This window comes from Alcaligenes sp. SJTW-7 (genome assembly GCF_047716895.1).
GTDB classification, from domain to species: Bacteria; Pseudomonadota; Gammaproteobacteria; order Burkholderiales; family Burkholderiaceae_B; genus Alcaligenes; species Alcaligenes ammonioxydans.
In genome coordinates, this window is the sequence record NZ_CP136682.1 from 1,199,123 (window position 1) to 1,218,356 (window position 19,234).

The following is a 19,234-nucleotide window of genomic DNA, read 5'->3' on the forward strand; positions in this document are numbered from 1 at the left end:
ACGTTCAGGGTCGGTAAGAGGTACGGCTCAAGCCGCGGGTGATCAGGCGCAGCCAGTCAAGGCGGGACAGGGTGGGGCGGTGACTGAAGACATCAAACTCTACCGCTTCCAGTCGTTCCAGAATGCGCAGTCCGCCCAGGACCATCATTTTCAATTCCAGGCTGATTCGTCCGGACAGATGTGCGGACAAGATCAGGCCCGCTTGCAGGCGCTGACGGGCATCGGTGACCAGCAACTGCATCATGTCCTGCCAGCGTGCATCGGCCTGGGGTTGCCGCAGCAGTTGAGTGCGAGCCTGGATGTAGTCGTCATCCAGATCATGCTGCGCCAGTAGATCCTGCGGAATATAGACACGGTTTTTGTGCCAGTCCACCGCCACGTCCTGCCAGAAGTTGACCAGTTGCAAGCCTGTACAGGTGGAGTCGGCCATCTCGACCCATTCTGGCTGGTGGGCCTGATACAAATGCAGCATCAGCCGACCGACCGGGTTGGCCGAGCGCGTACAGTAATCCAGTACCTGCGCCATATCGCTGTAGCGATGCGTGGTGACGTCCTGGCGGAAGGCGGACAACAGATCCAGAAAGGGCTTGAGCGGCAATTGAAAATTGCGGATGCTGGCCGCCAATGGGACAAAAATCTCGCTGTGGGGCGAATCGGGTAGAACGGGCTGATGGTACTGCAGTTGCTCGATACTGGCTTCAAACTGCGCAAGCAGCTCCAGACGTTGGGCAGCGCTTAAGTCGCCTTCATCGGCAATGTCGTCGGCGCTGCGGGCAAAACGATAAATATCGGTGACGGGTCGGCGCAGGCGACGCGGCAGCAGCACAGAGGCGACAGGGAAGTTTTCATAGTGCTCGATAGACATAGTCCGCCAGTATACGGCTTTCGTTTCCACTAGGGCTGGTTTAGACTTTCGTATTGCTTCGGGGAGAACCATGCCACGTCCAATCTCGGCCACCATTCATATTGCGTCACTGCGTCACAATCTCGATATGGTTATTCAGAGCCTGAATAATGCCACGGCTCCATCTGGTGTAAAACGGCCCCATATCTGGGCCGTCATGAAGGCCAATGCTTACGGCCATGACATCGAAAATGCCGTGCGGGCATTCAGTGCCGCCGAAGGTATGGCGATGCTGGACCTGAAAGAAGCCATACGCTGTCGGGCTGCCGGCTGGACCGGTCCCATCATGTTGCTGGAAGGTTTTTTCCAGCCTGAAGATCTGGATGTGCTGGCTGAGTTTGGCCTGACCACCGTGATTCATTGCCACGAGCAACTCAAGATGCTGGAGCAGTGGAAAGGCGGAGCGGCCCTGAACGCCATGGTCAAGCTCAACAGTGGCATGAACCGCCTGGGTTTCAGTGTGGATGATTACCCTGCTGCCTTTGAGCGCGCCCAACGGCTGCAAAAAGCGGGCAAGTTGGGTGCGGTGGGGCGCATGACGCACTTTGCGCGCGCGGACGACAATATTGATGCCACGTTGGAGCAGATTCGCTGCTTTAACCGGATTACCGATGGTTTGCCAGGCCCGGTCAGTGTTTGCAATTCGGCCGCTACCCTCAGCCCCGATCTGGGGGTTTACATGCCCTCTGGCCCGGATCATTGGGTGCGCCCCGGAATCTGTCTGTATGGCAGCTCGCCGTTTGCATCAATCAGCGCTGAAGATTTCGGTTTGCAGCCGGGCATGACCTTGGCTGCTGAAATCATCAGCGTGCGCGGCGTCAAGCAAGGAGAGGGTATCGGCTACGGCCATACCTATGTGGCAGAGCAGGCGATGCGAATTGGCGTGGTGGCCTGTGGTTACGCCGATGGTTATCCGCGTCATGCAGGAACCGGTACTCCGGTCACCGTCAACGGTGTCCGTACCCGTTTGCTCGGTCGTGTCTCCATGGATATGCTGGCCGTAGACCTCACCCCGGTGCCCGCCGCCGGTGTAGGCAGTCAGGTGGTGTTGTTCGGTCAGGGCGGGCCCAGTGTGGACGAGGTTGCAGCGGCTGCCGGAACCCTGGGCTACGAATTGATTTGTGCGGTGGCGCCCCGCGTGCCGCGCGTCGTCCAGAATTAACACCAACAAGGCATAGCCATGAAAAATAAATGCGTACTCGTTACCGGCGCTACCAAAGGAATCGGTTGGGCCATCAGCCAAAGACTGGCTGATGCCGGCGCTCATGTGGTGGGACTGGCCCGCCACACGGAAAATATTGATTTCCCCGGCTATTTGTATTCCTGCGATTTGAGCAATGCAGGAGAAACCGAGGAAATGCTGCGCGTCATCCGCGAAAAATACCCGGTGGATGCGGTAGTGAACAATGTAGGAATGGTCGCGCCTGAGCCTATTGGTCAGGTGGATCTGGGCAATCTCTATCAGGTGTTTGACCTGAATGTGCGCGTGGCGGTGCAGGTGGCCCAGGCTTTCATCCCGTCGATGAAGGCGCGCAAGGAAGGCCGTATCGTCAATATCTGCAGTCGTGTCGTGCACGGCGGTTTCGACCGTACCAGCTATGCCGCCGCCAAAAGTGCCTTGCTGGGATGTACCCGCACCTGGGCGCTGGAACTGGCTCCTTATGGCATTACCGTCAACGCGGTGTCTCCTGGTCCGATCGAAACCGAATTGTTCCGTGCCAACCATCCTGTCGGCAGTGAAGCCGAGCAACGCAGTCTGTCCTCCATTCCTTTGGGGCGTTTTGGACAGGCCGCGGAAGTGGCCGCGGCTGTCACCTTCCTGCTCAGCGATGAAGCGGCCTATATCACCGGCCAAAATCTGGGCGTGGATGGCGGCGGCAGCCTGGCCGGACGTTAAGGAATTATTATGGCCACCAGTACTCGTGCGGCCCGCAAGGCCAAAGTGGTATTTGTTTGCACAGAGTGCGGGGCAGATACACCCAAGTGGGCGGGAAAATGCCCTGCCTGTGGAGCCTGGAACAGTCTGCAGGAAACCGTGGAGAGTCCGGCCGCCGCCAGCGCCCACCGTTTTGCCTCTTTGGCAGGCTCCAGTCCGGTTCAAAGTCTTTCCGATGTGCAGGCGCGAGAGCTCCCGCGGGTGCCAACCGGCATTGGCGAGTTTGATCGCGTTCTGGGCGGCGGGCTGGTGGAAGGGGGCGTGATTCTGATCGGGGGTGATCCCGGTGTGGGCAAGTCCACGTTATTGTTGCAGGCCATGGCCGCTTTGGCCCAGCAAACCAAGGTTCTGTACGTCACTGGTGAGGAGTCCGCCGAGCAAGTTGCCTTGCGTGCCCGTCGTTTGGGCGTGCCAACGGAAGGGGTAGACCTGCTGGCCGAAATTCGCTTGGAATCCATCAGTCAGGCCTTGCAGTCTCATCAACCCAGCGTGGTGGTGATCGATTCGATCCAGACCCTGTATTCGGATCAGCTCAGCGCCGCTCCCGGCTCGGTCTCGCAGGTGCGAGAATGTGCGGCTCAACTGACGCGTCTGGCCAAGCAAAGCGGCACCTCCATGATTTTCATCGGTCACGTCACCAAGGACGGGACCTTGGCCGGTCCCCGTGTGCTGGAGCACATTGTGGACACGGTACTGTATTTCGAAGGCGATACCCATTCGTCTTTCCGCATGGTGCGCGCGTTCAAGAACCGCTTTGGGGCGGTCAATGAATTAGGCGTGTTTGCCATGACGGAAAAAGGCCTGAAGGGAGTCAGTAATCCCTCGGCCCTGTTTTTGTCGCAGCATTCCCAAACCGTGGCCGGTTCCTGCGTCATGGCCACTCAGGAAGGCACACGGCCCTTGCTGGTCGAGATTCAGGCCTTGGTGGATTCGGCGCATGTGCCAAACCCGCGTCGCCTGTCGGTGGGGCTGGAAAGCTCGCGTCTGGCCATGTTGCTGGCGGTGATGCATCGCCATGCAGGCGTGGTTACTTACGATCAGGACGTGTTCGTCAATGCCGTAGGGGGTGTCAAGATTACCGAGCCGGCGGCTGACTTGGCCGTACTTCTGGCCATATTGTCCTCGCTGAATAATCGTCCCTTGCCGCGTGGCCTGGTGGTGTTCGGGGAAATCGGCCTGGCCGGCGAAATCCGTCCTGCTCCTCGCGGCCAGGAGCGTTTGCGTGAAGCGGCCAAGCTCGGGTTCAGCATTGCCCTGATTCCCAAGAGCAATGCGCCGCGTCAGCCGGTTGAAGGCCTTGAAATCTGGGCGGTAGATCGGGTCGAGGACGCTGTCGATCGACTGCGCAACCTGTAATAGCCATGATAAGCCTTGAATTGATCCTGGCCTGCTTGCTGGGAGGCGCGCTTATTGGCTACACGGGTGGTGTTCTGGGCATTGGGGGCGGTTTGCTGGCTATCCCCTTGCTTGGCCTGGTGTTGGGCATGGACCAGCAAACAGCTCAAGGTACGGCGCTGATTATGGTGGTGCCCGCCGTGCTCATGACCGTGCGTCAGTACCATCGTCACAATCATATCGATTTTCGACGGGCCGCCTTGGGGGCCATGTCTTCCATGCTCTTTACCTGGCTGGGCGCACGTCTGGCGCTGGGCATGGATGCCATCTTGCTGCGCCGTATCTACTCGTTATTTGTGATGGCGATCGCCTTGTATTATTTTGATCAGAGTTTGGGCTTTTCGCGGCGGCGCCGTCGCACTGGGACACCGCGGCCAGACCCGCAATCTTTTGGTCAAGCCTGGTATGTTGCCGTTGGCATGATGGCCGGTTTGGCGGGGGGAGTATTCGGGGTGGGGGGCGCAGTCCTGGTGGTGCCGTTTCTGACCAGTCGCATGGGCTACAGCCAGACCGGCGCACAAGGGTTGGCGCTGTCCATGATTATTCCGGGCACCCTGGTTGCATTGGCAACCTACGCATTTCATGGTCAGGCCGCCTGGCAGGTCGGTATTCCCCTGGCGGTGGGCAGTTTGATGCTGGTACCTTTCGGTGTACGGCTGGCCCACCGGCTGCCCGAGAACCGCCTGAAGTTTATTTTTGCCTGCATGTTGGTACTGATCATGGCCTTGTTGCTGGTCCGAGCCTGAGGAGCCGTTGTGAGCGCCCAATCCGAAATTGTCTATTCTTTGCCGGGGGGCGGTGCCCTGCTGGCACCGGAGCTGGCCAAGCAGCTGGATCTGGAACCCCAGGCCTTGCAGCGCTGGTTCGAGGCCGCCTCCTACGGTGATCAGGCCAGCAAAGTGGGCCAGGGTGGCCGACAGGCCGCCTGGTTTGTGAACGGGCCCTTTGGCCAGGCTGTGCTGCGTCACTATCGCCGTGGTGGTCTGGTGGCCCGCTTCAATGAATCGGCCTACCTGTGGCAAGGGGCCTCGCGCACTCGCAGTTGGCGAGAATTTCAGGTGATGTCTTATTTGCACAACAAGGGTTTGGCCGTTCCCAAAGTGCTGGCCGGGGCATGGTGGCAACACGGTTTTTGCTACCGTGCGGCCTTGATAAGCCAGCGGGTGCCCGATGTGCAGCCTTTGAGTATGTGCCTGGACCGAGCCCGCCCCGAAGCGGTGGCGCACGAGATTGTCCGCATGCATCAATTCGAGGTTTGGCACGCTGACCTTAACGCCTACAATATTTTGCTGGATGCGAATGACAAAGTCTGGCTGATCGATTTTGACCGAGCACGACAGGGGCCTGTCAGCCCCGCCCAGGCGCTGGGCAATGTGCAACGTCTCAGGCGATCCTTGCTCAAAGTGTGTGGGTCGCAGGGCGACAGGTGGTGGCAGCAGATGTTTTCAGCTTACCGTCACGAAACGCAGCGTTAATTACGACTACGGGCTTTAAAAAAGCTTTATCATCTCGCCTTTTGGGTTTTTCGCTTTCGATAGGAAGGGGACTCGCGATGTCTTTTGGGATGAACACACCACAGGTGCTCGCTGGCCTGCTGGCCGCTGCCGCCATCATGCCTGTTGCACAGGCGCAGAATCAGGTTGTTAACGTTTATAACTGGGCTGAATATACAGCTCCCGACACCTTGTCCGGCTTTCAGAAAGCCACTGGGATTACCGTGCGGTATGACGTTTATGACAATAACGACACCTTGCAGGCCAAGCTGTTGACGGGTAAGTCGGGCTATGACGTCGTGGTCCCGTCCACCCATTACGCAGCCCGTCAGATCGAAGGTGGTTTGTTCCAGAAGCTGGATAAAAGTCAGATCCCCAACTGGTCTCACCTGGACCCGGACATCATGGCCCTGCTCTCGGATGTGGACCCGGGAAATGAGTATCTGATTCCCTGGGGTTACGGCACCAATGGCCTAGGCTACAACGTTACCAAGGTCAAGGAAATCATGGGCGAGCAAGTCGACCTGGGGAACTGGGACATGCTGTTCAAGCCTGAAAATGCCGAAAAACTGAAAGGCTGTGGCATTTCCATTCTGGATGAAGCCGCGCAGGTTTTTCCGGCCGTCCTGCACTACATCGGCAAAGACCCCAACAGCAGCAACGAGGCCGATTATCGTGAGGCTCTGGATCTGCTCAAACAGATTCGTCCATACGTGCGTCAGTTCAGCTCTTCGGGTTATATCGATGAGCTGGCCGCGGGCGATCTGTGCATGGTCTACGGTTTTTCCGGCGATGTCATGATCTCTGCCGACCGTGCGCGTCAGGCCAACAAACCCTACGCCATTGACTACTACATACCCAAAGGCGGGGCGCCGGTCTGGTTTGACACCATGGCCATTCCCAAGAGCGCGACCAATGTGAAAGAGGCGCATGCCTTTATCAACTACATTGAAACGCCGGAAGTACACGCCGCCATTACCAACACCATGTTTTACCCGAACGCCAATAAAGATGCGCGCGAGTTCGTGGTCAAGGAAGTGGCCGACAACCCCATGATTTACCCATCGCCCGAAGTCTCCAAGACTTTGTTCGTAATCAAACCGCAGCCATTGAAGGTGCAGCGTTTGCAAACGCGCCTGTGGGCTGAACTCAAGTCTGGACGTTAGGCATCATGCAAGATATCCGTACCGGAACCTCGCCCTGGATGGATGGCGAGGACGCTTTCGTGCGTGTGGACGAAGTCGTCAAGATTTTTGGCGACACCGTGGCTGTCCAGTCCGTGAGTCTGGACGTGGCCCGTCACGAGATTTTTGCCCTGCTGGGCAGTTCGGGCAGTGGCAAGTCGACCTTGTTGCGTATGCTGGCTGGATTCGAGGAGCCGACTTCCGGTCGGATTTATCTGGATAATGAGGACATTACCGACCTGCCGCCCTACCGGCGGCCGGTCAATATGATGTTCCAGTCCTATGCGCTGTTCCCGCATATGTCGGTCGAGGCCAATGTGGCCTTTGGCCTGAAGCAGGAAGGCGTGCCCCGCAACGAAATCCATGAGCGTGTCTTTGAGGCGCTGGATCTGGTGCAGATGGCTGGCTTTTCACGCCGCAAACCCAACCAGTTGTCAGGCGGGCAGCAACAGCGTGTCGCTCTGGCGCGTAGCCTGGTCAAGCGTCCCAAGCTGCTTTTGCTGGACGAACCCATGTCCGCCCTGGACAAGCAGATTCGTCAGAAGACGCAGATTGAACTGGTCAAAATCCTGGAACGCGTGGGCGTGACCTGCATTATGGTGACCCACGATCAGGAAGAGGCCATGACCATGGCCAGTCGTCTGGCAGTCATGTCGGATGGCCAGATCATCCAGTCGGGTACGCCGTACGATGTGTATTCCTTTCCGAACTCGCGCTTTGTGGCGGGCTTTATCGGTTCCACCAATCTGTTTACCGGTGTGGTGACGGTGGACGAGCCCGATCATGTGCATATCGAGTGCGAGGAGTTAAGCCGTCCGCTGTACGTTAGCCACGGGATCAGCGAGCCGCTGGGCATGGACGTGTACGTGTCCATCCGCCCTGAGCAGATCAAGGTCAGCCGCGAGCTGCCCTCCGAAGATACCAACTGGGGCCACGGCATCGTGACCCACGTGTCCTGGATGGGCAGCTACACCCGCTACCAGATCCGTCTGGATGCCGGCATGCTGATCGAAGCGCAAATGCCCAGTGGCACTTTGGCTCAACCCGACGCACCTGGCGTGGACGAAGAGGTCTACGTGTCTTGGTCTGATGACAGCGTAGCGGTGCTGAGCACATGAAAAATCTGTCCTGGCGCAAACTGCTGCCCACCAGTCGTACGCTGGTGGTGGCGCCCACGTTTTTGTGGATGATCCTGTTTCTGCTGGTGCCCTTTTTACTCGTGCTCAAGATCAGCTTTGCCGATCTTGATTTTGGGGTGCCGCCTTACACACCGTTGGCCCAGATTGCCGATGAAAGCATTTCCTTCGTGCTGAACCTGCGCGGGTATATTTTGCTGTTCAGCGACAATCTGTATCTGGCTACCTATTTCAGCTCCCTGAAGATGGCTGCGGTTACCACGATCTTCTGTGTGCTGATCGGCTATCCGGTGGCCTACTATATCGCCCGCTCGTCGCCGGCCGTTCGCAGCCTGCTGTTGCTGGCTGTGATTTTGCCCTTCTGGACATCCATGCTCTTGCGCGTGTATGCCTGGGTGGGCATTTTGCGTGGTGATGGTTTGCTTAATCAGGCATTGATGGGACTGGGGCTGATTGATGCTCCCTTGGAAATCTACCGTACCGATCTGGCGGTGTATATCGGTCTGATCTACGCGTATCTGCCGTTTTTTATCCTGCCCTTGTATGCCAATCTGGTCAAACTGGATATGCGCCTGCTTGAGGCGGCCTACGACTTGGGTGCCCGACCCTGGTCGGCTTTCTGGAACGTCACCTTGCCCATGTCCATGTCGGGTGTGGTGGCCGGTGCCATGCTGGTGTTTATCCCGGCGGTTGGCGAGTACGTGATTCCGGAAATGCTGGGGGGGGCCGATACCTTGATGATGGGCCGGGTCATGTGGACGGAGTTTTTCAATAATGCCGATTGGCCGATGGCTGCGGCGGTAACCTGCGTGATGGTCTTGCTGCTCATCATTCCCTTGATCCTGTTCCAGTACAGCCAGATGCGACAAATGGAAGCACAGCGGGGAGGCCGTCGATGACCAAACCCAATCCCTGGTTGCGTGCCCTGGTCCTGACATTGGGCTTTGGCTTTCTCTACATTCCGATTCTGTTCCTGATCGTCTTTTCATTTAATGATTCGGCCATCATGACCTCCTGGTCGGGTTTTTCTTTTCGCTGGTACGAGTCCCTGTTTCAGGACAGGGCTTTGCTCAGTGCTGCCAAGCTGTCTTTTCTGATTGCGGTACTGACAGCGAGCATGGCCACGATTCTGGGTACCTGGGCTGCCTATGTGCTCGCGCGCATGGGGCGTTTTAAGGGCTTTGCCCTGTACATTGGCCTTGTCAGTGCTCCGCTGGTCATTCCGGAGGTGGTGCTGGGCATATCCCTGCTGCTGATGTTTGTGGAGCTGAACGCTTTGTTTGGCTGGCCGGAGCAAAACGGTATCTTCACCATCTGGATCGGGCACGTGGTGCTGTGTACCGCGTATGCCACGGTGATTTTGCAGTCGCGTATGCGTGAGCTGGATCGCTCGCAGGAAGAGGCGGCGCTGGACTTGGGCGCCACGCCCTTGAAAGCATTTTTCCAGGTTGTTCTGCCCTCGATTGTGCCGGCCTTGATGGCCGCCTGGTTGCTGGCCTTTACCCTGTCGCTCGACGATGTGGTGATTGCCTCTTTCCTGTCTGGCCCGGGCTTTACTACCTTGCCTGTGGAGGTGTTTTCGCGCGTACGTCTGGGCCTCAAGCCCGAGATTAACGCCCTGGCAACGTTGCTGATTTTGGTCATTGGTATTTTTGTCGTGTTCGCCAATCGCCTGCAGGCACGCCGCGAGCGCCGCGCTTGATTGATAAGGAGTTCTGCCATGTTCACCATGTACGGTTTGAAAAATTGCAGTACCTGCCAAAAGGCCATCGCCTGGTTTGAGCAAAACGGCCTGTCGCTCAGTTTTGTGGATTACCGCGAGCATCCTTTGGAAGCGGCTCGTTTGCAGCAATGGGCGCACGAGCTGGGTGGCTGGCCCAAGCTGGTCAACCGGGCTTCCATGACCTGGCGCAATCTGCCTGCGCAACGCAAAGAGCCGCAGGACGATGCCCAATGGCTGGCTTTGATTGCCGAGTTTCCCGCCTTGGTACGCCGCCCCTTGCTGATTACACCTGACGGTGAGGTCAGCGTGGGTTTCAATGAAGGCAAGTTTGCCGCTCGTTTTCTTAAATAAACCATGGGGGGCCCAGCCCCCCGATTTTTATATCTGCCATGTACACACAGTCCGAACTCAAACAACAGGTGGCGCAGGCCGCAGTTGAATACGTCCTTCCTTTCCTGACGCCTGATTCCATCTTGGGTGTGGGTACCGGTTCCACGGTCGATTTGTTTATTGATGCGTTGGCGACCCACAAGCATGCCTTCAAAGCCGCAGCGTCCAGCTCGGAGCGCTCGACGGCTCGTCTGCAAAGCCTGGGTATTGCGGTGCAAGACCTCAACACCATCGAACGCATGGACTGGTATGTGGATGGTGCAGACGAAATCGATGCGGCGCTGAACATGACCAAGGGAGGCGGCGGCGCCTTGACCCGCGAAAAAATCGTGGCTTCGGTGTCGGACAAGTTCCTGTGCATCGTGGACGAGAGCAAGCTGGTGGAGCGCCTGGGCGCGTTTCCCTTGCCGGTGGAAGTCATCCCCATGGCTAAAAATGCTGTCGCCCGTCAGCTGCGTGCCTTGGGTGGCACTCCTGTCGAGCGTGCGGGCTTTGTCACCGATAACGGTGGCCTGATTCTGGACGTGTCCGGTCTGTCCATTGAGGACCCGGCAGCCTTGGAGGCACGCATCAATAATATGCCTGGGGTGGTTTGTTGCGGCCTGTTCGCGATTGCGCCTGCCAGCGTGGCCTTGATTGCCGGTCAGCAAGGGGTGCGTACGCTCTTGGCTGACGGTTTCTGAATTTTAATGTCTCTGTCATAATCGGTGCTTAATCTATGAATGGATTAAGCGCTGGCGCGAGCCATTTTGCTGTTACAGAAGGCCACTATGAACGAACATACCAATAAGCAGTTTCACTCCGATCTGGAGGCTACCCGTTCACTGTTTTTGCAGATGGGCGGCATCGTTGAATCGATGGTCCGGAGTGCGACCGAAGCCTTGCAGACAGGGGATATGTCGCTGGTCGATCAGGTTCGCGAGCGTGAGAAAGAAATCAATCGCCTCGAGGTGGAGATTGACGAGCGCATCACCAACCTGATTGCCCGCAATCAGCCAACTGCCATTGACCTGCGCATGTTGCTGTCCATCTCCAAGATGCTGACCGATATGGAACGCTGCGGGGACGAAGCCGAGCGCATCGCCAAGATGGCGCGCCGTCTGCACGAAGGCACGGCAGGCTACGAGCCCGTTGTGGAGCTGCGCCACATGAGCGCCTCGGTCGCTGGCATGATCAACGATGTCCTCGATGCCTTTGCGCGTCAGGATGCGGTGCATGCGGCACAGATTGTGCGCAGTGACAAGGAAGTGGATCGTGAGTGGAAAGGTTCGTTGCGCCACATCATTACCTACATGATCGAGGACCCGCGCACGATCTCGCACTCCATCGACCTGATCTTTATTGCCCGTGCGCTGGAGCGCATTGGCGATCACGCCAAGAACATGGCGGAACGGGTGATCTACATGGTTCGCGGCGATGATGTGCGTCACACGGGTGTGAAAAACACCGAACGTACAGCGCGTGGTGAGCCGTTGCCAGAGCCGGAATCTGAAGACAAAGTCTGATTCTGATGTGGTGGGCCTGTGTGTTTCAAGCCTTGCATGCATCCATGCAAGGCTTGATTGCTTTCAGCACGTAGGGCGGCATCTGACTGCCGTGCCAGGACGGTAGGTTAAAAGCCCAGGCGATGGCCCAATGGTGCGCAGCCTGGGTAGAACCGGGTTCGAACGAGTACCGCGTCTTGCACGGTAATGAATGAGGGGTGCTCCCACCAGGTAGGGGTCAGGGTAGGACGTGCCAGCAGGTAGCCTTGTGCCCCCTGTGCACCGGAATGGCGCACAAGGTTCAGATCCGCCTCATTCTCCACGCCCTCAATGATGACATAGGGGCTGTAGTCGGCGCAGACATTGACCAAATTGCGCAGCAAGTGCGTGGGTTGGCCGGGGCGTCGTGCTCGAAGCAAAATCGAGCGATCAATTTTCACAATATCCGCGTGGGTCTGTACCAGAAAGGCCAGGGTGCTGTTGCCTGAGCCGGTATCGTCCAGAGCAATGCGCGCCCCCAGGTTTTGCAGTTGGGCGATAAGACGCAAGGCTGTGGGTTTGTGGGCAATGGAGCCTGTCTCTGTTATCTCCAGAATAAGGCGTTGAGCGACATCCGGCCGGCTGTCCAGGTAGCTGAAGAAATCCTGCCACCATAAATCATCCTGCAAAGAGCCGGCAGACAGGTTGGCCCCCAGACACAGGGCAGGGTCGGCATTGAGCAGCCCCACCACACTTCCGAGCACGCTGCGATCCAGGCGTGAAATCAGCCCCAGCCGCTCCATGGCAGCTATTGCGTCGGGTAAGGAATAGTCCGCGCCGCGCGAGTGACGAATCAGGGCTTCCTCATAGAAGGCGGCACCCTGATGTTTTGCGTCCAGGTGATAAATGGGTTGAAAGGCCAACGCTAACAAGCCGTCTTGCAGGTCGTCCAGCATCCGGACCGCCAGGTTCATATCGTCCCGATAGGTTCTGGCCCAGACCTTGTGCCAGACAGCCAGTGTGGCGGGGTGATGGTGAGAGCTGGGGTTAGGAACCGGTGGATGGAGCAGGTCCGTATCGTACTGGCGACTGTCGTAGTGATAGGCCACTTGAGTATGCAGATAAATGCGCTTGTCGCCCTGGCTGATGGGGTCGCACTCCAGAGCAGCGCCCAGCAACTGGGCCAGGGCATTGGGGTGGGCACGTTGAAAGCGCGCCTGACTGCTCAGGCGGTGCAAGGTGATCAGAACATAGTCTCCCTGGATAAGCACCTCTCCAGCGTTCAGACCGCAGTCCAGTAGTCGCTGCTGCACCGTATCCAGCACAAAGCGATGAAACTCAGAACCATACAAGGCCTGCAGATAACTGAGATTGACCAGCCATAAACGCAAGTGGGTGGAGTAGGGGGCAATCTCGGGTAAGTCTAGGCGGCACATGAACTTCTTTTCCTGTGGGTAAAGCAGTAAGCGGCTGTGCGGTTCAGTGGCTCGGCGTTTGGCGCGTGCTTGACTGCGCAGACATGAACACGTGAGGGGCCTGTTTGGCTTGAGGGTCGGCAAACCGGTTATGGCTTGGCGTAGAAGTGGACCAAGGTAGGGGGCGGCTCTGGACAGGGTGTTCCTTAGCCCGTTATTCCTGTGTTTGTACTGCGTCCGCTACCTGGCTTGGACTCCCTGAGCGTGTATCAAGGCCAGCCGTGATTTTGTGCCTTGGGGCCCTGAGTAGCTTTTAAAAATGCTTTTTTCTTTTGATTTTTGACCAGTCTGAAACGTAATTGTGGCGGAGGGTTTCATTTATTTACGTTCCTCTCGGGGGGGAAGTGCTGGGCGGAGGCGTGCGCAAAGAGGGAGGGCGGTGAGTGGAGGGCAATAAATAACCCCCGGAGCACGATGAACATGCTCCGGGGGCGAGTGTGTGGCCTGCTGGTACGTTTAGGCCTGGGGGGCGGTAAAGCCGTCGGCTTCCACGTCCTTGTCTTCAAACAGATATTGTTCCATCTGCTCTTTCAGGTAGCTGCGGGCACGGGCGTCAGCCAGATTCAGGCGGTTTTCATTGACCAGCCGGGTTTGCACTTCCATCCAGTTGGCCCAGGCCTGTTTGGAGATCGAGCGCCAGATTTTGGTGCCCAACTCGCCCGGATAAGGGGGGAACTCCAGGCCCTCGGCTTCCTGCTTGAGCTTCACACAGTGAATCATGCGTGCCATACGTATTCCTTTTTAATCAAATGCTTGAATGCGCGTATTGTACTGAGGGCATGGAGGCCGTCAAACCGGCCTGGAGTCGCTCAGCACGCCAGCTTATAGCTTCTTGATGAAAACCATGCTGTTGCGCGAACGGTTGTAATGCGATTGCTTGCCTTTGGGCAGATCCGACACACCGCCTTGGACAAACCCCCGTTTGATAAACCAGTGAGAGGTGCGGGTAGTGAGTACAAACAGGCGCTTGAAGCCCGCTGCACGAGCCTTGGCCTCGGTGTGACGCAAGAGGATTTCGCCTTCGCCCGAGCCCTGCCATTCCGGGTGGACGATCAGGCAGGCCATCTCGGCCATGCGTTCTTCTTCGTAGGGAATCAGGGCGACACAGCCATAGATAATGCCGTCATGCTCCAGAACGGTGAAGCGTTCCACTTCACGCTCAATGACCGAACGGCCCCGAGGCACCAGGGTGCCGTCAATTTCCAGGGGTTCGATCAACTGCACAATCGCGCCCACATCGTCCAGATTGGCCGGGCGCAAATCGTCCAGCGTGTCTTCCACCACCATGGTTCCCACCCCGTCGTGGGTGAAGATCTCCAGCAAGATGCTGCCGTCTTGCTTGTAGGGCACCAGATGCGCACGGGCGATGCCGCGTTTGACGGCCTGAGAGGCATAGCGCAGGAACGTGGAGCAGTCCTGGTCAAGTTTGCCTGACGCCAGCAGGGCATCGGCATCGGCGCGGGCCAGTTCCGAATCAATATCCAGATTGTTGGAATGACCGATATGCTCGGGTGTCAGGAAAATCAGTTTTTCCGCACGCAGCGCAATAGCTGTGCTGGTAGCCAGATCTTCCATGTCCAGGGTGAAGGCCTCGCCGGTTGGAGAAAAACCTAGTGGGGAGAGTAGAATAAGCGCTCCTTGATTCAGGATGACGCGCATGGCGTCCACATCAAGTTTGCGCACCGCACCCGAATGCTTGAAATCCAGGCCGTCAATCACACCGACAGGACGTGCGGTTACAAAGTTGCCCGAAATAATGCGGATCTGGGCATGGGACATGGGGGTGTTGGGCAAACCCTGGCTGAAAGCAGCTTCAATATCCAGGCGAATTTCACCCGCAGCTTCTTTGGCACACTCCAGAGCGACGGCGCTGGTCGGTTCCGTTCCTCGTCCAAACTGGGTGGTCTCGCCTTTCAGGCGTAGTTGTTCATTGACCTGGGGGCGTGAGCCGTGCACCAGTACCAGCTTGATGCCCAGGGCCGACAGCAGCGACAAGTCCGGAATCAGGGTGTAGAGCAGTCCATCATTGATGAGCTCGCCCCCAAAGGCCACCACGAACGTCTTGCCACGAAAGTCGTGCACATAAGGCGCCACCTCTCTGAACCAGCGCACAAATTGTGCTTGGGATTCATCAGGTGTGTCGATGGCGTTGTACGAGTCGGGGATGTCTGTGTTCATTGCGGGGGATCTTTGCGTCCAAATGGTTTCAAGCCAAAATTATAATGATGTCTGTACCAGAAACTACCTTTCATGCACGAGTCCGACGAATTGACTGAAAACCCACACTCTTTACCAACAATTTCTTATCCTGATGACCTGCCCGTCAGCGCCCGTCGGGCCGAAATTGCCCAGGCAATCAAAGACCATCAGGTGGTCATTGTGTGTGGTGAAACCGGCTCGGGTAAAACCACCCAGTTACCCAAAATCTGCCTGGAGCTGGGCCGCGGCCTGCAAGGCAAGATGATTGGCCACACCCAGCCGCGTCGTCTGGCCGCCACCTCGGTGGCCAAGCGTATTGCCCAGGAGCTGCAATCCGAGATTGGTGACTGGGTAGGGTATCAGATCCGCTTTAACGACAAGACTGGACCGCGTTCTGCCATCAAATTGATGACAGATGGGATCTTGCTGGCTGAGTCCCAGCGCGATCCCTTGTTAAGCCGTTACGACACCATCATTATTGACGAGGCCCATGAACGCAGTCTGAACATCGACTTTCTGCTGGGTTTTTTAAAGCAGTTGCTGCCACGGCGTCCGGATCTGAAACTGATCATTACCTCGGCCACGATTGATGCCGAGCGCTTTGCACAGCATTTTGGTCACAAGGGCAAGAATGCGCCTGTGATCGAAGTATCAGGCCGCCTGTATCCCGTCGATATTGTGTATCGCCCGATTCTGGACCCGTCTTTAGTCGATGCCGAGGAACGTCGTTCTGCCTCCGAGGAAGAACGGGATCTGATGCAAGGCATCGTGGATGCGGTGCAGGAATGCGCCCGACACGGTACTGGCGATATTCTGGTGTTCCTGCCCGGCGAGCGCGAAATCCGTGAAGCCACCGAGGCGCTGGAAAAAGACAAACCCAGCAACACCGTGATCCTGCCCCTGTTTGCGCGTCTGTCTCAGGCCGATCAGGAGCGTATTTTCCGCCCCAAAGGCAATGCCCGCCGGGTGGTGCTGGCGACCAACGTGGCAGAAACCTCGCTGACTGTGCCCGGCATTCGCTTTGTGGTCGATAGTGGTCTGGCTCGCATCAAGCGCTACTCCTGGCGCAACAAGGTCGAGCAATTGCGTATCGAGGCGATCAGTCAGGCCTCGGCCAGTCAGCGGGCGGGGCGTTGCGGCCGTATTGGCCCCGGTATCTGTATTCGCCTCTACGACGAGCAGGATTTCAACAGTCGTCCTCCTTTTACCGATCCCGAGATTTTGCGTTCCTCGCTGGCGTCGGTAATTTTGCGCATGAAGGCCCTGCATCTGGACGATGTGGAAACCTTCCCCTTTGTAGAGCCGCCCACTGGCCGCGCGATTGCCGATGGGTATCAAATTTTGCAAGAGCTGGGCGCACTGGACGAGCAACAGCGCCTGACCAAGGTAGGCCGGTCGCTGGCCAAACTGCCCGTGGATCCGCGTGTGGCCCGCATGATTCTGGCCGGACACGAGCATCATTGTTTGACGGAAATGCTGATTGTGGCTTCGGCCATGTCCGTTCAAGATCCGCGTGATCGTCCTGTTCATGAGCGTGAAGCAGCCAACCAGGCTCACGCCCGTTTCAATGACGACAAGTCCGAGTTTCTGTCCTATGTGAAGCTGTGGAACTGGCTGGAAGAACTGTCGCAGGAACAAAGCTCGCAGCGCAAGTTTGCCAATAGCGTCAAACAGGCCTTGCTGTCGCCGCTGCGCATTCGAGAGTGGCGGGATGTCCACACCCAATTGCGCAGTCTGGTGCAGGAACAGCGCTGGGTCGCCAATCCCTCGCCGGCGACCTATGAGCAGGTGCATCTGGCCTTGTTGACCGGCTTGATCGGCAATATTGGCTACAAGAGCGAAGAAACCGGCGTCTATCAAGGCACGCGTGAATTGCGCTTTGTGATTCACCCCGGTTCCAAGCTGGTCAAAAAAGCGGGCCGCTGGATTCTGGCGGGCGAGCTGATGGAGACCACACGGCTGTTTGCTCGCTGTGTGGCCCGGATCGAGCCGCAATGGATTGAAAAAGTCGGTGCCCATTTGCTGCGCAAAACCTGGAGTGATCCGCGCTGGGAGAAGAAAGCCGGCCAGGTGGTTGCGAACGAGCGGGCGACCTTATATGGCTTATTGATTTACAGTGGCCGTCGCATTCACTTTGGCCGGATTGATCCGGTGCAGGCCCGCGAACTGTTTTTGCGCCAGGCCCTGGTACCGGGCGAAATAGATTCCAACCTGCCTTTCCTGCGCCATAACCGTCAGCAGATTCAAGCAGTGGAACGCCTGGAGCATCAATCGCGTCGTCCTGATATTTTGGTGGACGAGGAACTGATCTACGCTTTTTACGACCAGCGTATTCCCAAGGACGTGTATCAGACAGCCACGCTGGAAAAGTGGTTCAAGGGCCTGACCAAAGAACAGGCCAAGGGCCTGGAGTTAAACCGCGACGAGCTGATGCAGCATGACGCTGCCGGTATTACGACGGAAGTGTTTCCGCGTTCGGTCCAGTGGCAGGGCGTGAAAATGGCGCTCGACTACCACTTCGAGCCTGGTTCAGTGCGCGATGGAGTAACGCTCAGTGTGCCTTTGTTCGCCTTGAACCAGATCGATGCGGCCCGCTGCGAGTGGCTGGTGCCGGGCATGCTCAAGGAGAAGGTGTTGGCCTTGTTGAAGTCCTTGCCACAGCGTATCCGTCGTCACTGCGTGCCGCTGCCCGAATATGCGGCTGCTTTTCACCAACGCTGGTTCGACAAGGCATCCGATCCGGGCATGAGTTTGCTGGATGCGATATCCCAGGATATGTGGGAGCAGGTCAAGCAGCGGCCACAACGCAGTGACTTCAAGCCCGAGACGCTGGCCACCCACCTGTTCATGAACTTTCGGGTGATCGACGAGCATGGACGCATGTTGTCGGGCGGTCGGAATCTGGATCAGCTCAAAGCTGAGCACGGACGTCAGGCCCAGGCCTCGTTCCAGCAACTGGCGGCCAGTGATGAGCAGGTGGCGCAGGTGTTGGAGCATGAGCAACTGAGCAGCTGGAGTTTTGGTGAACTACCCGAGCTCATGGAAATCAAGCGCAAGGGACGCAGCTTCATCGGGTACCCGGCCTTGATCGACAAAAAGACCCATTGCGATTTGGACGTATTTGACGATCCGGCCCAGGCCCAGCGTCATCATCGCCAGGGATTGCGACGCTTGTTCCGCTTGGCCTTGCGTGAGCAGGTGCGCTTTCTGGAGAAGAACATAACAGACCTGACGCGGATCAGCATGCTCTATATCAATCTGGGTACGCAGGAGCAGTTACGTGATCAGATTATTAATGTGGCCCTGGAACAGTCCTGCATGATGGAGCCCTGGCCTAAGAATCAGGCCGAGTTTGAAGCGCGTGTGCAAGAGGGGCGCAGCCGTCTGGGGCTGGTAGCCCAGGAGGTGGCGCGTCTGGCGGGCCAGATCCTGAATGAGTGGAGTGCGGCGCAAAAAAAACTGGCGCAGATTAAAGCACATCCCGAGGCATTGAAAGACATTCAACAGCAATTGAATGTCCTGATGCCCACCTTGTTTCTGGAAAGTAATGAGTATGCCCAGTTGGCACATATGCCGCGTTATTTGAAAGCCATCCAGACGCGGGTGGACAAGCTGCGCGCCGACCCGGCCCGCGATCAGCGTCTGATGCAGGACATGGCGCCCTTGCTGATGAAGTATCAACGTGCTGTTGCCGCTCTTAAAGGGGCCTCTGACCGCGGACTGCGCGATTTTCGCTGGATGCTGGAGGAGCTGCGCGTATCGTTGTTTGCCCAGGAGCTGCGCACACCCATGCCGGTGTCGGTCAAGCGTCTGGAGAAAGCCTGGGCTGCGCTGCAGCGTTAGGCCCTTGGCGCTTCGGTGTTCCCACCAGGCCCGCCTTCGGGCTGGCGACGCCCGGGCCGCTAGCCCCTCTCTGCATCGATGAGCCTGCTTTTT

Annotated in this window: 17 protein-coding genes; 13 read left to right on the forward strand and 4 right to left on the reverse strand. The window is 57.5% G+C overall.

The features are described 5' to 3' along the window. Positions 1 to 4: 4 nt before the first annotated feature. Positions 5 to 865 carry a squalene synthase HpnC gene (gene hpnC / locus RSQ48_RS05310; RefSeq protein ID WP_131071412.1) on the reverse strand — a complete coding sequence of 287 codons (861 nt, stop codon included), beginning with the start codon at positions 863 to 865 and terminating at the stop codon, positions 5 to 7. 70 nt (positions 866 to 935) lie between these two features. Between hpnC and alr the strand changes: the two genes are divergently transcribed. The 12 genes from alr to phoU all read left to right on the forward strand — a co-directional run bounded on the left by alr (position 936) and on the right by phoU (position 11,666). Then, entirely contained in the window at positions 936 to 2,066 is a 1,131-nt protein-coding gene (alr, locus tag RSQ48_RS05315; RefSeq protein ID WP_415302203.1) for an alanine racemase, read from the forward strand. Positions 2,067 to 2,084: 18 nt separating this feature from the next. Beyond that, positions 2,085 to 2,801 (forward strand): SDR family oxidoreductase, encoded by a 717-nt coding sequence (locus RSQ48_RS05320; RefSeq protein WP_003802425.1) that lies wholly within the window; start codon positions 2,085 to 2,087, stop codon positions 2,799 to 2,801. 9 nt (positions 2,802 to 2,810) lie between these two features. Then, complete coding sequence (gene radA / locus RSQ48_RS05325) at positions 2,811 to 4,196, forward strand: DNA repair protein RadA (protein ID WP_059318558.1); 1,386 nt, start codon at positions 2,811 to 2,813, stop codon at positions 4,194 to 4,196. Between the two features lie 5 nt (positions 4,197 to 4,201). Continuing rightward, positions 4,202 to 4,981, forward strand: a complete 780-nt coding sequence (locus tag RSQ48_RS05330) for a sulfite exporter TauE/SafE family protein (RefSeq protein ID WP_003802423.1) — start codon at positions 4,202 to 4,204, stop codon at positions 4,979 to 4,981. 9 nt (positions 4,982 to 4,990) lie between these two features. Then, complete coding sequence (locus RSQ48_RS05335; RefSeq protein ID WP_003802422.1) at positions 4,991 to 5,710, forward strand: 3-deoxy-D-manno-octulosonic acid kinase; 720 nt, start codon at positions 4,991 to 4,993, stop codon at positions 5,708 to 5,710. A 77-nt stretch (positions 5,711 to 5,787) separates the two neighbouring features. Then, on the forward strand, positions 5,788 to 6,894 hold the full coding sequence (locus RSQ48_RS05340; RefSeq protein WP_003802421.1) for a polyamine ABC transporter substrate-binding protein: 1,107 nt from the start codon (positions 5,788 to 5,790) through the stop codon (positions 6,892 to 6,894). 5 nt (positions 6,895 to 6,899) lie between these two features. Beyond that, positions 6,900 to 8,030, forward strand: coding sequence for an ABC transporter ATP-binding protein (locus tag RSQ48_RS05345; protein ID WP_059318559.1), 1,131 nt, complete (start codon positions 6,900 to 6,902; stop codon positions 8,028 to 8,030). Next, positions 8,027 to 8,947, forward strand: a complete 921-nt coding sequence (locus RSQ48_RS05350) for an ABC transporter permease subunit (protein WP_003802419.1) — start codon at positions 8,027 to 8,029, stop codon at positions 8,945 to 8,947. Before RSQ48_RS05345 ends, RSQ48_RS05350 begins: the two co-directional genes overlap by 4 nt. After that, on the forward strand, positions 8,944 to 9,750 hold the full coding sequence (locus RSQ48_RS05355; protein ID WP_003802418.1) for an ABC transporter permease subunit: 807 nt from the start codon (positions 8,944 to 8,946) through the stop codon (positions 9,748 to 9,750). The genes RSQ48_RS05350 and RSQ48_RS05355 overlap by 4 nt, the downstream gene beginning before the upstream one ends. Before the next feature lie 18 nt (positions 9,751 to 9,768). Continuing rightward, complete coding sequence (locus RSQ48_RS05360; RefSeq protein ID WP_003802417.1) at positions 9,769 to 10,122, forward strand: Spx/MgsR family RNA polymerase-binding regulatory protein; 354 nt, start codon at positions 9,769 to 9,771, stop codon at positions 10,120 to 10,122. Positions 10,123 to 10,160: 38 nt separating this feature from the next. After that, positions 10,161 to 10,844, forward strand: coding sequence for a ribose-5-phosphate isomerase RpiA (gene rpiA / locus RSQ48_RS05365; protein ID WP_415302204.1), 684 nt, complete (start codon positions 10,161 to 10,163; stop codon positions 10,842 to 10,844). Positions 10,845 to 10,931: 87 nt separating this feature from the next. Beyond that, positions 10,932 to 11,666, forward strand: a complete 735-nt coding sequence (phoU, locus tag RSQ48_RS05370; protein WP_003802415.1) for a phosphate signaling complex protein PhoU — start codon at positions 10,932 to 10,934, stop codon at positions 11,664 to 11,666. Between the two features lie 107 nt (positions 11,667 to 11,773). On the opposite strand, the gene RSQ48_RS05375 is transcribed toward phoU, so the two are convergent. The 3 genes from RSQ48_RS05375 to argA form a co-directional block, all read right to left on the reverse strand. Next, positions 11,774 to 13,060 (reverse strand): EAL domain-containing protein, encoded by a 1,287-nt coding sequence (locus RSQ48_RS05375; protein WP_415302205.1) that lies wholly within the window; start codon positions 13,058 to 13,060, stop codon positions 11,774 to 11,776. Positions 13,061 to 13,555: 495 nt separating this feature from the next. Next, a complete protein-coding gene (locus RSQ48_RS05380) occupies positions 13,556 to 13,828 on the reverse strand; it encodes an oxidative damage protection protein (protein WP_003802413.1) in 273 nt (90 codons plus the stop codon). 93 nt (positions 13,829 to 13,921) lie between these two features. Then, entirely contained in the window at positions 13,922 to 15,277 is a 1,356-nt protein-coding gene (argA, locus tag RSQ48_RS05385; protein WP_003802412.1) for an amino-acid N-acetyltransferase, read from the reverse strand. A 72-nt stretch (positions 15,278 to 15,349) separates the two neighbouring features. Here argA and hrpA point away from each other — a divergent pair, with 72 nt between their 5' ends. Beyond that, positions 15,350 to 19,141: an ATP-dependent RNA helicase HrpA gene (gene hrpA, locus RSQ48_RS05390; RefSeq protein ID WP_336579712.1), complete on the forward strand. Its 3,792-nt coding sequence runs from the start codon at positions 15,350 to 15,352 to the stop codon at positions 19,139 to 19,141. Positions 19,142 to 19,234 lie beyond the last annotated feature (93 nt).